The sequence below is a fragment of the Yoonia sp. genome (genome assembly GCF_017854415.1).
GTDB lineage: Bacteria > Pseudomonadota > Alphaproteobacteria > Rhodobacterales > Rhodobacteraceae > Yoonia.
Map to the genome: position 1 here is coordinate 1 of NZ_JAFMHR010000026.1, position 22,460 is coordinate 22,460.

Below are 22,460 nucleotides of genomic sequence, written 5' to 3' on the forward strand. Positions count from 1 at the left end.
GTGCGAAAATGCAGCTTTCAGTGGTATGGTTAAAGTCGATGCTGACTTTTGCTTCAGCGTCGTAGGACATGACCATGCCCATGTAACCGCCTGCGGCCTCGGCAACGATTGCGTTTACTTCGGCGACGGTGACGGATTTTCCAGCCTCAAATGTCAGATCAACTGCGCTGACATTCGGGGTAGGGACCCGCATTGCTGTGCCGTCCAATTTGCCGGCGAGTTCCGGCAACACTTCGCCCAATGCTTTGGCGGCACCAGTTGAGGTCGGGATCATCGCCATGGCAGCCGCGCGGGCGCGGTACAAATCACTATGGCGACGGTCGAGCGTCGGTTGATCGCCTGTGTAGCTGTGGATTGTCGTCATAATCCCGCGTTCGATCCCGATCGCGTCGTTCAGAACCTTTGCAAGTGGCGCGAGGCAATTGGTCGTGCAGGATCCGTTGGACACCATCCGCTCTGACGCGATCAGATCGCGGTGGTTCACACCGTAGACGACCGTGCGGTCAACATTGGTGGCAGGGGCAGAAATCAGAACCTTTTTGGCACCGCGATCAAGGTGCACCGCAGAGAGTTCACCGTCATTAAACTTGCCAGTGCATTCCAGCACAACATCAACACCGTCCCAATCAAGTTCGGTTGGGTCATAAGTAGACATCACGTCAATTGGACCACGTCCTAAATCAAGTGTGTTGCCCGTCACTTTTATCGGGCTGCCAAAGCGGCCATGCACGCTGTCGTACTTTAGCAAATGTGCGTTCGTTTCGATCGGGCCTGTCGCGTTGATCTTGACGACCTGCACGTCATTGCGTGCCGCTTCGGTGATATGCGCCAATGTGCAACGCCCGATCCGGCCAAAGCCGTTGATCCCGATTGTGACTGTCATTGGCTAAATCCCTGCGCGTCCGTTCGATTACGGGTTGTATACGGGGGTGTGCAGCATGTGGGAACTCAAAAAGCGTGCTGCATCAATATGTTAACGATAACATATACTGTTAGCGATAACGAATCCGACTGGCGCAAGGTGTGTTACCGCAAACAACCTGATGGGCTGTCGAATCGATCCAGTGATGCATAGAGTGATCACGGCAATAATAGGACATCCCCATGCACTCTTTGATCACGCAACAACATATCGATACTTACCAGCGCGACGGGGTGGTTTTGGTAAAGGGTCTTTTTGCCGATTGGGTGGAACCTTTACGGGCAGGGATCGACACTAATATGGCCGAACCCGGACCTTATGCCGCCGAGAATTTGTATGATGGCGAGGCAGGGCGCTTTTTTGATGACTATTGCAACTGGAGCCGGATCGCCCCGTTTGAAGCTGCAGCACGCCAGTCCCCCGCCGCAGAAGTGGCCGCTGATCTCATGCAATCGCAAACTTGCCAGCTTTTCCACGATCATGTTTTGGTCAAAGAACCGGGAACGTCCAAGCCCACGCCTTGGCACCAAGACAGCCCCTATTATTTCGTAGAAGGCGCGCAGACCGTCAGTTTCTGGTCGCCGCTTGATCCCGTACGCGCGGCGTCACTGCGCTGTGTTAAGGGATCGCATAAGTGGCCGCGCGCGGTTTTGCCGACGCGCTGGTTGTCAGAAACGGATTTTTACCCTGACGATGCTGATTTCATGCCCGTACCTGATCCGGATACAGAAGGTATGGATATCGTCGAATATGAAATGGAACCGGGCGATGCCGTCGCGTTTCACTACCGTATTCTGCACGGCGCGCGCGGGAATGCAGCAGGTGCGCGCAGGCGGGCCTTTTCACTGCGTCTGCTGGGGGATGATGCGCGTTATGTGGAACGGCCCGGTCCGACGTCTCCGCCATTTCCAGGGCATGGAATGGAAGCTGGTCAAAAGCTACGGAGCGATTGGTTTCCGGTGTTGTTCACGCGTACGTAAGTCGTGGACGAGCGGTCACAGCGCAAAACGTGGCGCCATGACCGCTCATTAATATCTATTTCAGCAAAGATTTTACTTTAGCAGCAGTATCTTTGGCAGTGATACCGAACTGTTCGTAAAGTTCTTCTGCTGGTGCGGATGCGCCAAAACCGTGCATGCCGATAAAGCCTGACTTTTCGCGCTTGCCACGTTCGCCGAACAACCAGCGGTCCCAGCCAAAGCGGATGCCCGCTTCGATCGCGACGCGCACAGGGCCGCCCGGTAAGACGCGCTTGCGGTACGCTTCGTCCTGTTCTTCGAACAGTTCCCAGCAGGGCATGGACACAACGCGTGTACCGATGCCTTCGGCCTCAAGCAGATCACGGGCTTGCATGGCAATGGACACTTCGGAGCCTGTTGCCATCAAGATTGCCTGACGCTTTGCAATCGCATCGACCAGAACATATCCGCCTTGGGCTGTCAGATTTTTGCCTTTGTGTTCAAGCCGCACAGTTGGCAGGTTTTGACGTGTCAGGGCCAGCATGCTGGGGGTTTTCTGAGCGGTCAGCGCCAGTTCCCAAGCTTCGGCGGTTTCGACCGTATCAGCAGGGCGGAACACGTTAAAGTTCGGTGTCGCGCGCATCATTGCCAAATGCTCGACCGGCTGGTGGGTCGGCCCATCTTCGCCAAGGCCGATGCTGTCGTGGGTCATCACGTATGTTGTCGGAATGCCCATCAACGCAGACAGGCGCATTGCGCCGCGTGCATAGTCAGTGAAACACATGAATGTGCCGCCATATGGACGCGCGCCGCCGTGAAGCGCCATGCCGTTCATTGCTGCGGCCATGCCATGCTCGCGGACACCGTAATAGATATAGCGGCCCTTGCGGGTATTGGGGTGAAACACACCCATGTCCGATGTCAGCGTGTTGTTGGAACCCGTCAAATCGGCAGAACCACCGATGGTTTCTTGCATGATCGGGTTGATCGCAGCGAGGACGTTTTCAGATGATTTGCGGGTCGCAACCGATGGTGCAGTCTCGCTGATCTGCTTTTTCAAAGCGCGGATGGTTGACGCCAAACGCTTTGGCGCGTCGCCGGCATAGATGCGATTGAATTCGTTTTGCTTGCTTGCAGACAGGTTGTTGAAACGCGCGTGCCATTCGGCATGTGCGGCGGCACCGCGTGTTCCCATTGCTTCCCACTGCGCTTTGACGTCGGCTGGAACTTCGAACGCACCAAGTGGCGCGCCGTAAGCTTCCTTTGCGGCTTTTAACTGGTCGGCGTTGGTCAATGCGCCGTGACCCTTGGACGTGTCCTGTGCGGCGTGGCCCAATGCGATATGCGTTTTGCAGGCGATCATCGAAGGGCGAGGGTCTTTTTTGGCGGCCGTGATGGCCGCATCAATCGCCTCTGGATCGTGACCATCAATGGACTGCACGTGCCAACCTGACGCTTCAAAGCGCATAGGCTGGTTTGTAATGTCCGCAATATCAACGGTGCCGTCGATCGTGATGTTGTTGTTGTCCCAGAACACGATCAGATTGCGCAGCTTTTGCATACCGGCAAGGGCGATTGCTTCTTGGCTGACACCTTCCATCAGACAGCCGTCGCCTGCCATCACATAGGTGTGGTGGTTGACGATTTTTTGGCCCCATGTGGCGCGCTGAATTTCTTCGGCAATGGCGAAACCCACGGAGTTAGCGATGCCTTGGCCCAAAGGACCTGTCGTCGTTTCAATGCCGCGGGCATGGCCGAACTCAGGGTGGCCCGCAGTTTTTGCGCCCCATTGGCGGAAGTCCTTGATCTGCGCGAGCGGCATGTCTTCGTAGCCGGTCAGGTACATCAGGGAATATAGCAGCATCGATCCGTGACCTGCGGACAGGATAAAGCGGTCACGATCCGGCCAGTGCGGGGCTTTGGGGTCAAACGACAGGTGCTTTTCAAAAAGTACTGTCGCGACATCGGCCATGCCCATCGGCATACCAGAGTGGCCAGAGTTCGCAGCCGCAACCGCGTCCAGCGTCAATGTGCGAATGGCGGTGGCCTTTTTCCAATGGTCAGGGTGGGCGGAGCGGAGGGCTGCAATATCCAAAGTGATCAGATCCTATTAACAAAGAAGGGCATCATGCTTGCCCAGCGTCATATCAGGCCCCCATCCAAGATCAAGCGCGACGGCTAAGTTCTTCTTATTTCAGGCGCATGGCCGTTTGCGGGCGCACGGGGGATCGCTTAACCTGCTTTCCAAAGGCGACGATTCGGTTTGGCGATGCTGAAAAGCGCGTAGGGCGGCCGCCAAGCAAAGTGCACGCAAAGGGAAACCTTGCTGCGAAAGGACGGGTAGATGAGTGACATTAGTGCATTAGAGGGGCGCATTACCGATGCGCTTGACCGGATCAGAAAGGGCCTTGATGGTCGTTTGGTTCAAGGCGCGTCTGACGCCAACTTAACCGCAGACCTTGAAAAAGAACGCGCTGCAAATGCGGAACTTGTTCAGCGGGTCGCTATTTTGAAAGAGCGTCAAGATACGCAAGTGACGTCATTGACTGCCCGCGTTGAAACCCAGCGTAGCCAATTGATGAAGCTGGACGGAGAGTTGCAGAAGCTGCGGGCCTCCAACGTCCAATTGCGTGAAATGAATACGCAATTGCGTGAAACGGTCACGACCGGCCTTGCGCCAGAACTGCACAGTGATGCGGTTGCTGCAGAAATCGCGGCATTGCATGCGCAACGGTCAGCAGACGCTGCCGAAATGGACGCGATCCTAACCGAACTGAAACCCCTGATCGCGGAGAGCGCCAATGCCACAGGTTGAAATCGCGATTGCCGGTCGGAAATTTGAGGTCGCCTGCCAAGAGGGCGAAGAACACTTCCTGCACTCTGCTGCGGCTATGCTTGATGTTGAGGCGCAGCATTTGGCCGAACAAATCGGCCGGTTGCCCGAAGCACGTATGTTGCTGATGGCAGGTTTGATGTTGGCAGATAAAACCGCAGGACTAGAGGACAAAGTGCGCGAACTTGAGGCCGAGATGGCCGAAGCGCGGACGTATGTCGAAAAGCTGAATGCGCAGCCAAAAGCGGAACCAGTGCGTGTTGAGGTGCCGGTTGTTCCCGCGCATGTCGCGGAAGGTCTGGCAGAGCTTGCAGCACGTGCCGAAGCTTTGGCCGATCAGATCGAAGCAGTGTAAGGGATGGAGGGCAAAGCGCCCTCCAACACCATTATCCGTTTGCTTCGCGGATTTTGTCTGCGGCGTCTTGGTCGAAGGTCACACCATTTTCAGTGAAAAGGGTGTCCAACTCGCCTGACAATGTCATCTCGGTGATGATATCGCAGCCGCCGACGAACTCGCCTTTGACATAAAGCTGCGGAACAGTTGGCCAATCCGAATAATCCTTGATGCCTTGGCGGATTGCATCGTCAGCCAGAACGTTCACGTCGCTAAACTCAACGCCCATAAAGTTCAAAACGCCTGCCACACGGGATGAAAACCCGCACTGTGGCATGGACTTTGTGCCCTTCATGAATAGAACGACGTCGCTTGATGTGACAGTTTCTTTGATTTGGTCTTCGATTGCCATGTTATTGTCTCCGGCTTTGACGCGCGGGCGCTGCGCGTGGATGTTCGATTTTATTTGTTTGTCAGTCAGGGACTTTGGTCGTCAGTGCCAAAGCGTGCAATTCACCATTGTTGCCGTCCATTTTACCTTTGAGCGCTGCATAAACCGCACGCTGTTGCTGCACTCGGTTCTTGCCCCGAAAGCTTTCGTCGATGACTTCGGCTGCATAATGCGCGCCATCATCGCCTTGCACGTTGATCGTGGCGTCTGGGAAACTTTCGCGCAGCAGGCTTTCGATTTCATGGGCTGTGATCGGCATCAGGTGTCCTTTTGGTCTGTTCAACTTAAACTAGGGCGCGCCGTGCCTGCGGACAAGTGGGGAGCCTCCGGCGGGAGTTTATTTGGCAAGATGATGTTAGGCGACAGCCTTTTCAAATGCAGTGCGGAAAATATGAGCTAGCTCTGACAGTGGCGCGCTTTGGTTGCCGAAAGTGACATGATCGCCGCCGACTTTACCCACTGTGGCCAAAGTGACGCCAGCTTGGCTTGCGGCAATCATCAGTGCTTCTGCTTGGTCATAGTTGCAGGCGATCAAGTAACGGGCTTGGTCTTCGCCAAACAAGGTTGGGGTGTCTTCTACGTCAAGCGTAATGCCGATGCCTGCCGCTTCTGCCAGTTCAAACGCGGCCAAAGCAAGGCCGCCGTCGCTGAGGTCGGTGCAGGCTTTGATGTAGCTGTGATTGGCGCGGATAAAGTCGCCGTTGGCGCGTTCAGCGTCCAGATCGACAGGTGGAGCATCGCCTTCGGCGCGACCATAGACTTCGGCCAGTAGGGCAGACTGCCCAAGGTGGCCGAGGGTTTCACCCAAGAGCAGCAGAAGGTGGCCTTCGCGGATTTCGCCGATGATCATCTCGTCAGGGTGGTTGATGATGCCGACTGCCCCGATTGTGGGTGTAGGCAGAATGCCACTGCCATCGGTTTCATTGTAAAGGGATACGTTGCCAGAGACGATTGGCATGTCCAGCGCTTTGACGGCTTCGCCGATGCCTTGGATCGCGCCAACGAATTGGCCCATGATTTCGGGTTTTTCTGGATTGCCGAAGTTCATGTTGTCGGTTGTCGCCAACGGCTTGGCGCCGACTGCGGTCAGGTTGCGATATGCTTCGGCGACAGCTTGTTTGCCGCCCTCAACAGGGTTTGCCTTGACGTAGCGGGGGGTTACATCGCTGGTGAAGGCCAGTGATTTGTTGGTCCCGTGCACGCGTACGATGCCTGATCCGGCACCCGGTGTGCGGGCCGTGTCGCCCATGACTTGTTGGTCGTATTGTTCGTACACCCATTGTTTGCCTGCATAGTTCGGGCTGCCAATCAGTGCTTTGAGGCCGTCAATCGCGTGTACACCCGGGATATCACCCAGCGGTTCCGCAGCAGGTGTGGGCACCCATGGGCGGTCATATTCAGGGGCAGAACCCGATAGGGTGGCGAGCGGCAAGTCTGCTTTTAGTTCGCCATTGTGTTCCACAAGGAAACGATCTTCTGCGATTGTTTCGCCGACGATTGCAAAATCGAGGTCCCATTTTTCAAACACAGCGCGGGCTTCGGCCTCGAGCTCTGGCTTGAGGACCATCAGCATGCGTTCTTGGCTTTCTGACAGCATCATCTCGTAGGCGGTCATGTTCTCTTCGCGCTGTGGCACAGCGTTCAGGTTCAATCTGACCCCCAAGCCACCTTTGTCGCCCATTTCCACGGCTGAACAGGTCAGGCCAGCAGCGCCCATGTCCTGGATCGAGATCACAGCACCCGTTGCCATCAATTCGAGCGTGGCTTCCATGAGGCGTTTTTCGGTGAACGGATCGCCGACTTGGACGGTGGGCCGTTTTTCTTCGATTGTGTCATCGAATTCGGCGGATGCCATTGTCGCACCACCGACACCATCGCGGCCGGTTTTCGCACCAAGGTAGACGACGGGCATACCAACGCCGGATGCGGCCGAGTAAAAGATCTTGTCTGTATCAGCCAGACCAGCTGCAAACGCGTTTACAAGGCAGTTGCCATTATAAGCCGGATCAAAGCGAACTTCGCCGCCCACCATCGGGACGCCAAAGCAATTGCCGTAGCCGCCAACGCCAGCCACGACGCCGTTTACCAACTGTTTGGTCTTATGGTGATCGGGAGCGCCGAACGACAGCGAGTTCATCGCAGCAATAGGGCGTGCGCCCATAGTGAACACATCGCGCAAGATACCGCCAACGCCAGTCGCCGCACCTTGATAAGGCTCGATATAGGACGGGTGGTTATGGCTTTCCATCTTGAAAACAACGGCTTGGCCATCGCCAATGTCAACGATGCCTGCATTTTCACCCGGGCCGCAAATAACTTGAGGACCTTCGGTCGGTAGCGTGCGCAGCCATTTCTTGGAGGATTTATAAGAGCAATGCTCGTTCCACATCGCCGAAAAGATACCCAGTTCGGTGAATGACGGGGTGCGCCCAATAATCTCGAGGATGCGCGCGTATTCGTCAGGCGAGAGGCCATGTGCGGCAATAAGTTCGTAGGTGATGGCTGGCTCTTGCATCGTGATCCTCTTGGGCTGCTTGGGCGTTGCTTTACGGCAAGGCAGGCGGCGGGGCAAGCAAAGCGCGCGTGGCCCAAAAAAAATGCCGGGCACAAGGCCCGGCGCAGTCCAACAGGGAGGTGAAGACGATTAGCGCTAAGCATCATTGCCTTCGCAGTTGAAATAGTGTGCGAGAATTAAGCGATCAAGAAAAAATCATATAAACAGGCGCAACCCCGATATGCATTTTTTGCATAGCTTAAGGGGGAGCTATGTTAGGGCATTGCAGCTTCGCGAATTTTGCGGCGATGCGCAAAGATTTCATCTTGGACGAAATCGCGAAATGCGCTGATCCGCTTGGACTGTCGCAATTCTTCCGGATAGGCTAAGAAAACAGGTACTTCGCCGCTTTCAAGATCAGGCAACACGCGGACCAAATCTCCAAAATCCTCGGTTAAATAATCAGGCAAAACGCCGATACCGATGTTGTTTAAAATGCCCTGAAGCACACCGAAATAGTTGTTCACCGTAAACCGGTTCGGAATGTCTTGGGTCATCAAGTGTTGCACCAGTGTCGCACCTGCTGCCACCTGAATTGAATTCAAGCTTTGGCAGATCAGACGGTGCGGCCCCATTTCCTCGAGGGTTTGTGGCGTTCCGTTCTGTTCAAGGTAGGTTTTTGAGGCGTAAAGCCGCATCCGCACAGACATCAGGCGCTTGCGGATCAAATCCGCCTGGCTGGGTTCTTTCATGCGAATGGCAACGTCTGCTTCGCGCATTGGTAAATCCAGAACGCGTTCTTCCAGCATCAAATCGATCTTAAGGTCAGGATATTTTTCATAAAGCGCGGGCAGGCGAGGGGCGAGCCAGAGTGTGCCAAAACCTGTGGTCGTCGTGACCCGCAAATCGCCAAACACTTCTTCTTCGCTGTCGCGGATGCGTGCTGATGCCGCCTCGAGCCGTTTGTTCATGCTTTTGGTCGCGTCGAATAGCAATTCGCCCTGCTCGGTAAGAATCAGCCCACGGGCATGGCGGTGAAACAGCGTTGTGTTCAACGATTCCTCAAGCGCGCGCACTTGGCGGCTGACAGCCGACTGGGACAAATGCAGCGTATCACCGGCATGGGTCAGCGACCCCGCATCTGCGACTGCGTGAAATATTCTAAGCTTATCCCAGTCCATAAAACCCCGGCTACAAAACGATCTATTGATGAATGTGCTTACCTTACCCGTGAACGGTGTTTTGATGCAAACGGCATATCACTCAAATTTATGTTTGTAGGTCAGCCTCTTTGACCTATACTGGAATCACCTAGTCTGACGCGCGGGGAGGTGCGGGATGAGCCATCAGGATGTTTCGTTAAAAGACCGCTACGATTTGACAAAATCGCAGATATTACTCAACGGCACGCAAGCGTTGGTACGTTTGATGATGATGCAGCAGGCGCGAGACAAAGCGGCGGGGTTAAATACCGCCGGTTATGTGACGGGTTACCGCGGGTCACCGCTTGGTGCCGTGGACATGCAAATGACCCGTGCCAAGGATGTCTTGGACCTTGCGCAGATCACCTTTCAACCAGGATTGAACGAAGACCTTGCCGCGACGGCCCTTTGGGGGGCGCAACAAGCAGAACTGCGCGGCGAAGGCAAATACGACGGTGTCTTTGGCCTGTGGTACGGCAAAGGGCCGGGGGTTGACCGTTCCGGTGACGTGATGCGGCATGTGAACATGGCCGGATCGTCGCCCAACGGTGGTGTGATCATGGCGATGGGCGATGATCACACTGGCGAAAGTTCGACGACGCTGCACCAATCTGATTGGGCAATGGTCGACGCTTATATGCCGATTGTGTCGCCCGCAGGCGTCCAAGAGGTGCTGGATTACGGGCTGTATGCCTATGCGTTGTCGCGGTTTGCAGGCGTCTGGGTCGGTCTGAAAACAATGAAAGACACGATCGAGGTCACGTCGGTTGTCGATGGCAGCCCTGATCGGGTGTCTTTTGTGGAACCTGATTTTGCGATGCCCGAAGGCGGGTTGAATATCCGCATGATCGATACGCCGCAGCTGCAAGAAGCGCGGATGATCGACTATAAACGCAATGCCGCTGAAGCATTCGCGCGTGCAAACCGCATGGACCAGCGTAAATGGGGGCAGGCGGGCGCAAAGATTGGGTTTGTTGCGGCGGGCAAAAACTGGCTTGATCTACAACACGCGCTTTCGTTGCTGGATATTGACGCAGAGGAAGCCGCCCGTTTGGGGCTGACAACATATAAAGTCGGGCAGGTTTGGCCGCTGGATATGGTGTCGCTCAAAGAATGGGCCGCAGGGCTTGATCTGATTATTGTTATCGAGGAAAAGCGCAAGCTGATCGAAGTGCAGATCAAAGAAGCGCTGTTTGATAATCGCCAAGGGCGACGGGTTTATGGCTGGCACAAGGGGGATGCGCTCAAAGACGGTAAGCGGGCGGAGTTGTTCCAAACCAAAGCGGACCTTAACCCTGTTTTGGTCGCAACCCGATTAGGTGAAATCCTGATCGAAGAAGACTGCGGGACGGATGCAATCAAGGCAGGTCTTGATGCGTTAATCGCGGCACAACGCGCTGACAACCTGCCGGAACTTGCCGCACGCACACCTTATTTCTGTTCAGGCTGCCCGCACAACTCATCAACGAAAGTCCCTGCGGGTTCGCGTGCCTATGCAGGCATCGGCTGTCATTACCTTGTGCAATGGATGGACCGCGAAACTGTGGGCTTTACACAGATGGGTGGCGAAGGGGCAAACTGGGTCGGCGAAGCACCGTTTTCGACCCGTGATCACGTTTTCCAGAATGTCGGGGATGGCACCTATAACCATTCTGGCCTGCAAGCGATCCGTTTTGCTGTGATGGCCAATACCAACATCACTTATAAGATTTTGTACAATGATGCGGTCGCCATGACTGGCGGACAAGGCAATGATGGCGGGTTGACCGCTGATCAGATTTGCCGCGAGCTGCAGGCCTTTGGCGTGCGCAATGTGGCGGTGGTTTATGATGAAAAGGAAGATCTTGATCTAGGGCTATTCCCGAAAGGTCTTGAAATACACCCGCGTGAAGAGCTGTCAGAGGTTCAGGCAAAGTATAGCAAATACAAAGGTGTGTCTGCCATCGTTTATGTTCAGACTTGTGCCGCTGAAAAGCGCCGTCGTCGCAAACGTGGGCAATTCCCTGATCCGGACAAGCGCGTTTTTATCAACACTGACATCTGCGAAGGCTGCGGCGATTGCGGGGTGCAATCCAACTGTGTTTCCATCGTGCCAGTTGAAACCGAATTGGGCCGAAAGCGGGCGATTGATCAGTCATCGTGCAACAAAGACTATTCCTGCGTGAGCGGCTTTTGCCCGTCTTTCGTAACAATCGAAGGTGCGCAAATCCGCAAAGAAGCCACCACCGAAGTGGACTTGCCAGACTTGCCGGAACCACAGCTGCCAACCATTAATGGCACCCATAACGTCGTCATCACAGGCGTGGGTGGTACTGGCGTTGTGACCATCGGTGCGGTCCTTGCGATGGCGGCGCACATCGACGGCAAAGGTACCGGCATGATGGAAATGTCTGGGCTTGCCCAAAAGGGAGGCGCTGTTCACATTCATTGCCGTATCGGGGAAAGCCCGAGTGATATCAATGCGATCCGTATTGCGACAGGGGAATGTGATACGCTGATTGGCGGCGATTTGGTGGTGTCTGCGGGCGCGAAAACCTTAGGGTTGATGAAGTCTGGGCGGACCGCTGGCGTGGTCAACTCGCACGAAATCATGACCGGCGCATTCACACGTGATGCCGACTTTAAACTGCCAAGCGATCAGTTGCGGCTGTCACTTGAGGCGCGCTTAGGCGCGGGGCTGGCGATGTTTGATGGCTCGGCACTTGCGAAGGCTCTCTTGGGGGATAGCATCTATTCCAATATGATGATCTTTGGCGCGGTTTGGCAAAATGGCTTTATTCCAGTAAGTTACGAGGCGATCCTTGGCGCAATTGAACTGAACGGTGCTGCGATCAACCGCAACATAAAAGCCTTCGAGCTTGGCCGATGGGCCGCAGCGTACCCGCAAGATGCGGCCGCCGTGTTGCAGTCAAACGTGGTGGCTTTGCCGGACACTCTTGCAGACAAAATCGCATTTCGCGAAGCCCATGCCACAACTTATCAAGGCAAGCGATTGGCGCGCAAATACCGCCGCTTGGTTGATCAATTTACGGATGCGGGAATGCAAGAAGCCGTCGCGAAAGGCTATCATAAGCTGCTGACATATAAGGATGAATATGAAGTCGCGCGTTTGTTGACGCAAACCAAGTCTAAGGCAGAAGCTGAATTCGCTGGTGATCTAAAGCTAAACTATCACCTTGCACCGCCGATCCTGTCAAAGACAGGTTCCGACGGACGTCCTGTGAAGCGGGAATTTGGCGCGCGGATGGCGTGGGGTTTTCCGAAACTTGCGAAACTGAAATGGGTGCGCGGCACGCCTTTTGATCCCTTTGGCCGCACCGCAGAGCGGAGAATGGAACGCGCCTTGATCAAGGAATACGAGGCAGACATGGCAGAGGTCCTTGCCCTGATGCGCCCCGATACGCGTGATGCGGCGATTGCTTTGGCGGCACTTCCGCTTGAAATTCGCGGCTTTGGCCCTGTCAAAGAAACCAACGCACGCAAAGCGGCAAAACGACGTGAAGAACTATTGGCAGTTTTGCGCGCGCCGCAGATGCAGCAGGCAGCAGAATAGTGCCAGATGGACCAAACAGAACGCTGATTTGATGCATGGATTTCTTGTCCAAACCGCCGTATGCATTGGCTCATTGATGAAGAACACGCAGCAACAGCAGGGTGCACAATGGCAGTTGGCATATTTGATAGCGGGCTAGGCGGACTTACGGTGCTGGATGCCGTGTCAAAGCGCTTGCCTGATTTGCCGCTCGTTTACTTGGGCGATAGTGCGCATGCGCCTTACGGCGTGCGCACTCCTGATGATATTTACAATCTGACGACACAGGCCACGCAACGTTTGTTTGATGCTGGTTGTGATCTGGTGATTTTGGCCTGCAACACGGCCTCTGCTGCGGCTTTGCGGCGCATGCAAGAAGGCTGGATTCCCAAAGAAAAGCGCGTCTTGGGCGTTTTTGTGCCTTTGATCGAAGCGCTGACCGAACGGCAGTGGGGCGACAATTCTCCCCCACGCGAAGTGGGCGTAAAGCATGTGGCTTTGTTTGCGACACCCGCGACTGTTTCAAGCCGTGCGTTCCAGCGAGAGCTGGCATTTCGCGCGATTGGCGTTGATGTTGAAGGTCAAGCCTGCGGCGGCGTTGTCGATGCAATCGAAGACGGCGATATGATCTTGGCCGAAGCATTGGTGAACAGCCATGTTGACGCGCTCAAGCGGAAGATGCCAGAGCCGGATGCTGCCGTTTTGGGCTGCACACATTACCCGTTGATGGAAAAGCAATTCCAAGCGGCACTTGGTCCAGACGTCAAAGTGTTCTCGCAGGCGAACCTTGTAGCAGAAAGCCTTGCCGACTACCTAACCCGCCGACCAGAAATGGCCGGATCGGGGACGGTATCGAAATTTTTGACAACCGGTGACCCCGCGCGCGTTTCCAGCCGTGCGACGCAGTTCTTGCGACGACAGATCACCTTTGAATCCGCATAACTCCAGTTTTCGAACATTCATCCCGGGGGGGATTAAACTATGTCTTATAACGTCGCCATTCTTGGTGCTTCTGGCTACACAGGTGCCGAACTCGTACGCATCATCGCAACGCACCCCAGTCTAAAGATCGTCGGACTGTCGGGAAACTCCAAGGCTGGCATGGCGATGGCGGATGTATTCCCGCATCTGCGCCATCTGGACTTGCCGGTTCTGACCACGATCGAAGATATGGATCTTTCGGGCGTTGATCTGGTGTTCTGCGCGCTGCCGCATGCCACGTCACAAGAGGTTATTTCAAAGCTGCCGAAGTCGCTCAAGATAGTCGATCTGTCTGCTGACTTCCGGCTGCGTAATCCTGCTGACTATGCCAAATGGTACGGCAAGGGCCACGCGGCCACCGATATGCAATCAGAGGCCGTTTATGGCCTGACAGAATTTTACCGCGACCAGATCAAAAGCGCGCGTTTGGTGGCTGGCACAGGCTGCAACGCGGCCACAGGCCAATACGCATTGCGTCCCTTGATCGAAGCAGGGGTGATTGATCTTGATCAAATCATCATCGACCTTAAGGCTGCAGTATCGGGCGCAGGACGAAGCCTGAAGGAGAATCTGTTGCACGCTGAACTGTCAGAGGGGGCACATGCCTATGCCGTTGGTGGCACCCATCGTCACCTGGGCGAGTTCGATCAGGAATTTTCTGCGATCGCCGGACGCCCTGTGCACGTGCAGTTCACGCCGCATCTGATCCCCGCCAACCGCGGCATTTTGGCCACCACCTATGTGCAAGGCGACCCTCAGGTCATATATGACACTTTAGCTGCAGCTTACGCAGACGAGCCGTTCATAGAGGTGCTACCGATGGGACAACATCCGTCGATCAAACATATTCGCGCGTCGAACTTCTGTCACATCGGTGTCGTGGCCGACCGCATCGCGGGCCGTGCGATTGTCATTGCGACGTTGGACAATCTGACCAAAGGGTCGTCAGGGCAGGCGATACAGAACGCCAATTTGATGCTTGGGTTGCCGGAAACGGAGGGGCTTATGATGGCTCCGGTGTTCCCATGAGTGGGGGGTTCAAAAGCCTTAAAAAACGGCGCCGCGTTCAGGTGCTGTCGATGGCAGGGGTCAGCCTTGCGCTGGTTTTGGCGCTACTATGGTTTTTGCCTGACGATAGCTTTCAGTTCTTCCGCTCGCCCAGCGAAGTGGCCGAAGCACCGCCACCACCGAATGAACGATTTCGGATTGGCGGGTTGGTCGCTGAAAACTCGATCGTGCGCGGGCAAGGTGAACAGGTTAGCTTTTCTGTGACCGATGGTGGGGCCACTGTTCCTGTCGTTTACACAGGCATTTTGCCAGACCTGTTCGAGGAAGGTCAGGGTATGGTTGCACAAGGCCACTACATCAATGGACGTTTTGAAGCTGTTGAAATCCTTGCAAAACATGACGAAACTTACATGCCATCCGAAGTGATCGACGCGCTTAAGGCGCAAGGCACTTATGTCGAACCGGACGGTACTGTCGTCACCAATTAACCTTTAGCGCGCATCTTTTTCCCCAGTTTGATTTGAGGGGCGAAGATGCAAACAGTGACCGACATCGCACGCGAAATTGTGGCCCGCGAGGGCGGCTATGTGAATGATCCGGATGATCCTGGTGGTGCGACAAATCATGGCGTCACCATTCATACGATGCGCCGTCTGGGCCTTGATTTGACGCAGGATGGGCGCATCGATGCGGAAGACGTAAAGGTTTTGACGCGCGCCCATGCTGTATCGATTTTCGTCGAGCACTACTATCGCCGCCCCAAGATTGATCAATTGCCAGATGCTCTGCAGTCCAGCGTGTTTGATATGTATGTCAATGCGGGCGCTAACGCTGTGAAAATCCTTCAGCGTGTCTTGGGCGAAATGCGGATTGAAGTCGTCGTTGACGGCATAATCGGACCGCAAACCGTGAGAGTAGCCCAACAAGCAATGAATGCAGCGCCCGATCATTTTGTGGACGCTTACGGCATTGCGCGGCGCAATTATTACTATGATTTGGCCGCACGCCGCCCTTCTAGTCGCAAGTTTGCGCGGCGCAGGAATGGCGGCAAGGGCGGGTGGATCAAGCGGGCAGAGGAATTCATCGCACCCCGTTTTCATTTGTCAGACGCCCAACACCGCGAAAGGACAGCGCAATGGGTTTGATCACTGGCTTGATGCAGTTTTTATTCGGTGACGGCCGGAATGTGGTCGCTGAAACCGCTCAGGTTTTTCGCGAAAACGCCGAACAAGGCGCCGTGAGGGCCGCCGATGCGCGCGCCGACAGCTTGCAACAGTTTGCAGCTGAATTTGCACACCCAACGCGCGGCATTTTTGACAGGATTGTGGACGGGCTGAACCGTTTGCCGCGTCCCGCATTGGCTTTGGGCACGATCTGGCTGTTTGTCAGCGCGATGCGCACGCCACAGCAGTTTGCGCAAGGTATGCAAGGATTGGCGTTGGTGCCAGAGCCGCTTTGGTGGTTGATGGGCGCGATCGTCAGCTTCTACTTTGGCGCACGCCATCAGGTCAAAGCGTTCGAATTCCAAACCTCTATCGCGCGGGCATTGGCCGCGCCAAGCAACGTACCAACAGGGGTATCTGATAACCCTGCGCTGCAGGAATGGCAGGTTCGCAATGGACAATGATTGGGCCGACCATCTGGTGCGCCGCATCGTTGCACTCGAGACGCGAAATGCGGTCGATGAAGTGCACCGAACCAACGTGGCCGACCGTCTGAGCGCGATTGAGGATACCCTTAAATGGCTGGTCCGTTTGATTATCGGTGGGTTGTTGATGGCGGGTCTAACCTATGCAGTAAAAGGTGGATTAATACGCTAAGACAGCGGCGCTCATGTGCCAAAATGTAACGCCATTTTGAGCATGGTTCCTATTTAGTCCGCCAGACGAATGCGCTATTGTGCATGTATGTTGATAGAACTCGGACACTTCGCTTTGATTCTCGCCTTTGGCATTGCCATCGTGCAGATGATTGTTCCCATGGTCGGCGCGCATCGCGGCAATGCCGCTTGGATGGCTTTGGCCGAACCTGCGGCCACTGTGCAATTCCTGCTAACAGGCTTTGCCTTTGCGGTGCTGACATGGGCCTTTGTAACCTCGGATTTCTCGCTGCAGTTGGTGTATCTGAACTCGCACACTGACAAGCCGATGATCTACAAAATCACGGGCGTTTGGGGGAACCACGAAGGCTCTATGTTGTTGTGGATGCTGATACTAACGCTGTTCGGGGCGTGTGCGGCATGGTTTGGAGACGGCTTGCCGACGCGTCTGCGCGCGCGGGTTTTGTCTGTGCAAGCATCAATTGCAGTGGCTTTTTTCGCTTTTGTCTTGTTCACTTCCAACCCGTTTGTGCGCCTCGAAGTGCCGCCGTTGAACGGACGCGATTTGAACCCGCTGTTGCAAGACCCCGGCTTGGCCTTTCACCCGCCGTTCCTATATTTGGGCTATGTCGGCCTGAGCATGTCATTCTCTTTCGCGATTGCTGCCTTGATCGAAGGGCGCGTTGATGCCGCTTGGGGACGCTGGGTGCGCCCTTGGACGCTGGCCGCTTGGATGTTCTTGACCATCGGTATCGCACTCGGCTCGTGGTGGGCCTATTATGAATTGGGATGGGGTGGTTTCTGGTTCTGGGATCCAGTTGAAAACGCGTCGTTTATGCCATGGTTGATTGCCGCCGCCTTGCTGCACTCTGCAATCGTTGTGGAAAAGCGGGAGGCACTCAAAAGCTGGACGATCCTTCTGGCAATCTTGGCATTCGGGTTCTCGCTTCTGGGTGCATTTATCGTCCGCTCTGGCGTGCTGACATCTGTCCATGCTTTTGCAAACGATCCTGCGCGCGGCATGTTGATCCTGATCATTCTTGCTGTCTTTTTGGGCGGCGCGCTGACGCTATTTGCGTTCCGCGCGGGCAAGCTCGAGGCGAAAGGCGTGTTTTCGACTGTCAGCCGTGAAAGCGGCTTGATCCTGAATAACATTTTGTTGTCCGTTAGCTGCTTTGTGGTGTTCATCGGAACGATCTGGCCATTGGTGGCTGAGATGCTGTTTGACCGCACGCTGTCTGTCGGACCGCCATTCTTTGACGCGGCATTCACGCCGTTTATGGTTGCAATCGCGATTGCTTTGCCGTTCGGGTCGATGCTGGCATGGAAGCGTGGCACGTTTGAACGCGCGACCAAGGCGTTGGCAGGTTGGTTCGTTCTGGCCATTGCTTGTGCGGCGCTGGCCTATGCGATCCAAAGCGGCAATTCCGCTCTTGGACCCATTGGTGTGGCTTTAGGTGTTTGGGTTGTGGGCGGCGCATTGGCTGATCTTTGGATACGGAGCGGGCGCGACACTGTTGTGGAACGTTTGCGCCGCATCGCACGGCTACCCCGCGCAGATTGGGGCAAAGCCACTGCGCATATCGGTATGGGCGTGACCATCTTTGGTATCGCGGCGATGACGGCTTGGCAGCAAGAGGACATTCGCGTGGCTGATGTCGGCGAGCGTTGGTCGGTTGGCCAATTCGAATTCCAGTTGGACGGCGTCAATCAACTGCAGGGACCGAACTACCTGACGACAATGGCGGACATCTCGGTCTGGCGCGGCGATCGTCAAGTCGGCGATCTGCACCCTGAAAAGCGGTTCTATCCGGTGGCAAACATGCCAACGACAGAGGCCGCAATTATCAACGGGGTGCTGCGTGATATCTATGTCGTCGTCGGCGATCCCCAAGAGAATGGTGGTTGGGCTGTGCGTATCTACCTGAAGCCATTCGCGAATTGGATATGGGGCGGCGCGATGTTGATGGCACTCGGCGGGTGTTTCTCGTTGTCTGACAGACGTTTGCGGGTCGGTGCATCTTCGGCCAAGCGGTCCGCCAAGGCGGTGCCAGCGGAATGAAGCGTTTGCTGATTATCGTGATGCTTTTGGCGTCACCACTTTGGGCCGTTGAACCCAGCGAGATGCTGGATGATCCGGTTCTAGAGGATCGGGCGCGTGCATTATCGCAAGGGCTACGCTGTCCGGTGTGCCGCAATGAGAGCATTGATGAAAGCAACGCGATACTGGCCAAAGAACTGCGGATCGTTCTGCGCGAGCGGATCAGCGATGGTGATACAGACAGGCAAGCTGTCGATTTTCTGGTGGCGCGCTACGGAGAATATGTGCTGTTGCGGCCTGATGCGCGTGGTGCAAATTTGATATTATGGCTGGCAGCTCCTGCGCTATTTTTGATTGCTCTTGGTATCGGCTGGTCCACGATCCGAACCAAACGCGCAGCGCCTGCGGGGCTAAGCGACGAAGAAAAGGCCGAGCTGGAAAAAATATTGCGGTCGTGACGTGCGGTCTGGCTTTTGTGAACTGAACAGTTCACTAAGTTGAACCAAAGCGGCGCATTCATCTGCGTTGCGAACAGTCACAAGGATTACGGACATGGACTATCAGGCTATCACTCTTGCCATACGGAACGACGTGGCAGTGATCACTTTGAACCGCCCTGACATGATGAACGCGCTGAACACGCAGATGCGTGCAGAAATTACGCATGCGGTCAAAGCGGCTGAAAAAGACGCGCGGGTTTTGGTCATGACGGGTGCGGGCAAGGCATTTTGTTCCGGTCAAGATCTTGGCGATGGTGGCAGTGCTGCGTCCTTGGATCTAGAGCGGACGTTACGCGACGAATATGTGCCCATGCTCAAGGCGATTTTCGATTGCCGTATCCCCACAATCGCCGCTGTGAACGGGCCTGCGGCAGGGGCAGGGGCAAACCTTGCGCTGGCCGCAGATGTCGTAATTGCATCAGACGCAGCATACTTCGTTCAAGCCTTTACGCGCATTGGCCTGATCCCGGATGCAGGCGGCACCTACTGGTTGCCGCGTCAGGTCGGGTCGGCCAAAGCAATGGGCGCCGCCCTGTTCGCGGACAAAATCACGGCTGAACAGGCCGAAGCGTGGGGCATGATCTATGAAACTGCACCTGCCGCAACTTTTCAGGAACATGTCAGCGCGCGTGCGGCCCATTTGGCCCAAGGCCCGACTGTTGCATACCGAGAGTTGAAACAGGCGATCCGAGGATCGTTTGAGAATTCATTAGACGAACAACTGGCGCTTGAGGCGAAACTGCAAGGGCGTTGCGGCAAAACCCGCGATTTCCAAGAAGGCGTCGTCGCCTTTCTAGAAAAACGCAAAGCGGTCTACGAAGGTCGCTGATCACAATGATAAAGGCCGCATCAATGATGCGGCCTTTTAATTTGATCTATTGGGTCATCGGCCCGATCAATTAACGTTTTTCGATATCGACATAGTCACGCTGCATCTCGCCGAGATAGAGCTGACGCGGGCGACCGATTTTTAACTGTGGATCGGCCAATTGTTCGGACCACTGCGAAATCCAACCGACAGTCCGCGCAAGCGCAAATATCGGTGTGAACATCGATGTCGGAAAGCCCATCGCCTCGAGAATGATGCCGGAATAGAAATCGACGTTCGGGAACAGTTTCTTATCTGCGAAATATGGATCGGCCAGTGCCTGACGCTCAAGTTCTTTTGCGACTTGCAGGATCGGATTGTTCTCAACGCCCATAAGCTCAAGCACTTCGTCCGCGCTTTGCTTCATCACCGTCGCGCGGGGATCGAAGTTTTTGTAAACGCGGTGCCCAAAGCCCATCAGACGGTAAGGATCGTTTTTGTCCTTGGCGCGCGCGATGAATTCCGGAATACGATCTGGCGTGCCAATCTCCTTGAGCATCTCAAGGCAAGCTTGGTTCGCACCACCGTGGGCAGGGCCCCAAAGGCATGCAATACCGGCCGCAATACAAGCAAACGGATTAGCACCGGACGACGAGGCCAAGCGCACTGTAGACGTCGAAGCGTTCTGTTCATGATCGGCATGCAGTGTGAAAATCCGGTCCATCGCACGGGCGAGGATCGGGTCCACATTGTATTCTTGCGCAGGCACAGCAAAGCACATGTGCAAAAAGTTGGCTGCGTAATCAAGATCGTTGCGCGGATAAACAAAAGGTTGGCCAATCGAATATTTATAGGCCATCGCGGCCACAGTCGGCATCTTTGCAATCAGGCGGATGGTTGCAACGTCACGCTGATGCGGATCGTTGATATCAGTGCTGTCATGGTAGAACGCTGACATCGCGCCGACAACGCCAACCATCGTAGCCATAGGGTGCGCATCGCGGCGGAAACCACGGAAGAAGTTATGCATCTGCTCGTGGATCATTGTGTGATTGGTCACCAGTGATTCGAACTTTTCAAGCGCGTCTGCAGACGGCAATTCACCATAAAGCAGCAGATAGCATACTTCGAGGTAATGGGATTTGCCTGCCAGTTGATCGATTGGATAGCCACGGTGCAGCAAGATACCTTCATCGCCATCGATGAAAGTAATTGTGCTGTCGCACGCGGCGGTCGACGTAAAACCGGGGTCATAAGTAAAGACATTCGCCTGACCATAAAGCTTGCGGATGTCGATGACATCGGGGCCACCAGTCGGGGAATGTACGGGCAACTCGTAAGTCTTACCCTTGAGCGTCAGCGTCGCAGTATCAGTATTCTCGGCCATTTAAATTCCCCTCTTGGACCTGTGCGCGCGTTATCGGCACAGGGGCGTCTTCAGTTCCCGGATAACTGTTCTTTGTAAAGAACTCGTATCAGGCGCTCGCGTCTCTTAGGCGCGCGATGGTTTCATCACGGCCCAGGACCAACATCATATCGAACATACTTGGCGAAACTGCGCGCCCAGCAAGCGCAGCCCGTAGGGGCCCCGCGAGTTTGCCAAGTTTCATGTCATGAGCTTCGGCAGTGGATGCGACAATCCCTTCAAGGGTGTCTTTTGACCAGCTAGCATTTTGCAGCTGCGGCGTCAATTCCGCCAGTATACGACGGGATACATCGGTCAACTGCTCTGCGGCCTTTTCGTCAGGCGTAACAGGACGCGAAGCCAGAATAAATGTTGCCTTATCAACAAGTTCCGGAAATGTCTTGGCGCGTTCTTTCAGGCAGTACATTGCCCGCAACATTCCGTCATTTTGTGTTTCGGTCAAAGGATCAGCACCGGTTGCCGCAAGGAAAGCCTGTAATTCATGCAGCAGTGCAGCATCGTCCGCCGCAGCAATGTGCTGACCACAGATATTGTCCAGCTTTTTGAAGTCAAACCGCGAAGGCGATTTGCCGATTCCGCCCAAATCAAACCATTCCCGTGCTTGCGCATCCGAGAAGAATTCGTCGTCTCCATGGCTCCAGCCCAGACGGGTCAAATAATTGCGCATTCCGGCGGCAGGATATCCAAGGGCCTGATATTCCGCAGCACCCGTTGCGCCATGACGCTTGGACAGTTTCTTGCCATCGGGGCCAAAAATCAGCGGGATATGCGCCAAAGTCGGTTTGGCCCATTCCATCGCGTCATAAATCATGTTCTGGCGAAACGCATTGGCCAGATGATCATCACCACGGATCACATGGGTCACGCCCATATCGTGATCATCGACAACGACCGCGAGCATATAAACCGGCGATCCGTCAGAGCGGAGCAGGATCATATCGTCTAACTGGTCATTGGACCAAGTCACATCGCCCTGCACTTCGTCATGCAAAGTAGTTTTGCCGTCGCGGGGCGCTTTGATGCGCACGGCATAAGGCGCATCCGGATGATCTGACGCGGCCACGTCACGCCAAGGCGAGCGGAACAGGGTCGATGTCTTCGCCGCACGCGCAGTTTCGCGGAATGCTTCAATCTCTTCAGGCGTGCTAAG

General features: G+C 55.1%; 21 protein-coding genes. 13 read left to right on the forward strand and 8 right to left on the reverse strand.

What is annotated here, in order from left to right; translation table 11 throughout:
- Window positions 1-883, reverse strand: an 883-nt coding sequence (locus tag QZ197_RS04830) for a type I glyceraldehyde-3-phosphate dehydrogenase (protein ID WP_296430643.1), incomplete at its 3' end; no start/stop codon positions are given.
- Between the two features lie 221 nt (window positions 884-1,104).
- Here QZ197_RS04830 and QZ197_RS04835 point away from each other — a divergent pair.
- The gene (locus QZ197_RS04835; protein ID WP_272145985.1) at window positions 1,105-1,902 is read left to right on the forward strand and encodes a phytanoyl-CoA dioxygenase family protein; all 798 of its coding nucleotides are present in this window, start codon (window positions 1,105-1,107) and stop codon (window positions 1,900-1,902) included.
- A gap of 55 nt (window positions 1,903-1,957) precedes the next feature.
- Here QZ197_RS04835 and tkt read toward each other — a convergent pair whose 3' ends face one another.
- Window positions 1,958-3,976, reverse strand: a complete 2,019-nt coding sequence (gene tkt, locus QZ197_RS04840) for a transketolase (protein ID WP_272145987.1) — start codon at window positions 3,974-3,976, stop codon at window positions 1,958-1,960.
- A 249-nt stretch (window positions 3,977-4,225) separates the two neighbouring features.
- Here tkt and QZ197_RS04845 point away from each other — a divergent pair, with 249 nt between their 5' ends.
- Both QZ197_RS04845 and QZ197_RS04850 read left to right on the forward strand, forming a co-directional pair.
- Window positions 4,226-4,696 (forward strand): hypothetical protein, encoded by a 471-nt coding sequence (locus QZ197_RS04845; RefSeq protein WP_272145989.1) that lies wholly within the window; start codon window positions 4,226-4,228, stop codon window positions 4,694-4,696.
- A complete protein-coding gene (locus QZ197_RS04850) occupies window positions 4,683-5,069 on the forward strand; it encodes a cell division protein ZapA (protein WP_272145991.1) in 387 nt (128 codons plus the stop codon). The genes QZ197_RS04845 and QZ197_RS04850 overlap by 14 nt, the downstream gene beginning before the upstream one ends.
- Before the next feature lie 31 nt (window positions 5,070-5,100).
- Here the strand turns inward: QZ197_RS04850 and grxD are convergent, their stop codons facing one another.
- From grxD to QZ197_RS04870, 4 genes are all read right to left on the reverse strand, one after another.
- On the reverse strand, window positions 5,101-5,460 hold the full coding sequence (grxD, locus tag QZ197_RS04855) for a Grx4 family monothiol glutaredoxin (protein WP_272145994.1): 360 nt from the start codon (window positions 5,458-5,460) through the stop codon (window positions 5,101-5,103).
- 61 nt (window positions 5,461-5,521) lie between these two features.
- Complete coding sequence (locus QZ197_RS04860) at window positions 5,522-5,758, reverse strand: BolA/IbaG family iron-sulfur metabolism protein (RefSeq protein ID WP_272145996.1); 237 nt, start codon at window positions 5,756-5,758, stop codon at window positions 5,522-5,524.
- A 96-nt stretch (window positions 5,759-5,854) separates the two neighbouring features.
- The gene (purL, locus tag QZ197_RS04865) at window positions 5,855-8,014 is read right to left on the reverse strand and encodes a phosphoribosylformylglycinamidine synthase subunit PurL (RefSeq protein ID WP_272145998.1); all 2,160 of its coding nucleotides are present in this window, start codon (window positions 8,012-8,014) and stop codon (window positions 5,855-5,857) included.
- Between the two features lie 254 nt (window positions 8,015-8,268).
- A complete protein-coding gene (locus QZ197_RS04870) occupies window positions 8,269-9,174 on the reverse strand; it encodes a LysR family transcriptional regulator (protein ID WP_272146000.1) in 906 nt (301 codons plus the stop codon).
- A gap of 157 nt (window positions 9,175-9,331) precedes the next feature.
- Between QZ197_RS04870 and QZ197_RS04875 the strand changes: the two genes are divergently transcribed.
- The 10 genes from QZ197_RS04875 to QZ197_RS04920 all read left to right on the forward strand — a co-directional run bounded on the left by QZ197_RS04875 (window position 9,332) and on the right by QZ197_RS04920 (window position 19,905).
- Window positions 9,332-12,748, forward strand: a complete 3,417-nt coding sequence (locus tag QZ197_RS04875; protein ID WP_296430653.1) for an indolepyruvate ferredoxin oxidoreductase family protein — start codon at window positions 9,332-9,334, stop codon at window positions 12,746-12,748.
- A gap of 108 nt (window positions 12,749-12,856) precedes the next feature.
- The gene (locus QZ197_RS04880) at window positions 12,857-13,669 is read left to right on the forward strand and encodes an aspartate/glutamate racemase family protein (protein WP_272146004.1); all 813 of its coding nucleotides are present in this window, start codon (window positions 12,857-12,859) and stop codon (window positions 13,667-13,669) included.
- Window positions 13,670-13,708: 39 nt separating this feature from the next.
- Complete coding sequence (gene argC, locus QZ197_RS04885) at window positions 13,709-14,737, forward strand: N-acetyl-gamma-glutamyl-phosphate reductase (RefSeq protein WP_272146006.1); 1,029 nt, start codon at window positions 13,709-13,711, stop codon at window positions 14,735-14,737.
- Window positions 14,734-15,204, forward strand: a complete 471-nt coding sequence (ccmE, locus tag QZ197_RS04890; protein ID WP_272146008.1) for a cytochrome c maturation protein CcmE — start codon at window positions 14,734-14,736, stop codon at window positions 15,202-15,204. Before argC ends, ccmE begins: the two co-directional genes overlap by 4 nt.
- 45 nt (window positions 15,205-15,249) lie before the next feature.
- Window positions 15,250-15,861 (forward strand): holin-associated N-acetylmuramidase, encoded by a 612-nt coding sequence (locus QZ197_RS04895; protein WP_272146010.1) that lies wholly within the window; start codon window positions 15,250-15,252, stop codon window positions 15,859-15,861.
- Window positions 15,852-16,343, forward strand: coding sequence for a holin family protein (locus QZ197_RS04900; protein WP_296430658.1), 492 nt, complete (start codon window positions 15,852-15,854; stop codon window positions 16,341-16,343). Before QZ197_RS04895 ends, QZ197_RS04900 begins: the two co-directional genes overlap by 10 nt.
- Complete coding sequence (locus QZ197_RS04905) at window positions 16,333-16,536, forward strand: pseudouridine synthase (RefSeq protein WP_272146014.1); 204 nt, start codon at window positions 16,333-16,335, stop codon at window positions 16,534-16,536. The genes QZ197_RS04900 and QZ197_RS04905 overlap by 11 nt, the downstream gene beginning before the upstream one ends.
- An 87-nt stretch (window positions 16,537-16,623) precedes the next feature.
- A complete protein-coding gene (locus QZ197_RS04910) occupies window positions 16,624-18,597 on the forward strand; it encodes a heme lyase CcmF/NrfE family subunit (RefSeq protein ID WP_272146016.1) in 1,974 nt (657 codons plus the stop codon).
- Complete coding sequence (locus QZ197_RS04915; RefSeq protein WP_272146019.1) at window positions 18,594-19,034, forward strand: cytochrome c-type biogenesis protein; 441 nt, start codon at window positions 18,594-18,596, stop codon at window positions 19,032-19,034. The genes QZ197_RS04910 and QZ197_RS04915 overlap by 4 nt, the downstream gene beginning before the upstream one ends.
- Window positions 19,035-19,128: 94 nt before the next feature.
- Entirely contained in the window at window positions 19,129-19,905 is a 777-nt protein-coding gene (locus QZ197_RS04920) for an enoyl-CoA hydratase-related protein (protein WP_272146021.1), read from the forward strand.
- Window positions 19,906-19,975: 70 nt separating this feature from the next.
- Here QZ197_RS04920 and QZ197_RS04925 read toward each other — a convergent pair whose 3' ends face one another.
- Window positions 19,976-21,271, reverse strand: coding sequence for a citrate synthase (locus tag QZ197_RS04925; protein ID WP_272146023.1), 1,296 nt, complete (start codon window positions 21,269-21,271; stop codon window positions 19,976-19,978).
- Window positions 21,272-21,359: 88 nt separating this feature from the next.
- Window positions 21,360-22,460, reverse strand: a 1,101-nt coding sequence (locus QZ197_RS04930; protein ID WP_296430664.1) for a glutamate--tRNA ligase family protein, incomplete at its 5' end; no start/stop codon positions are given.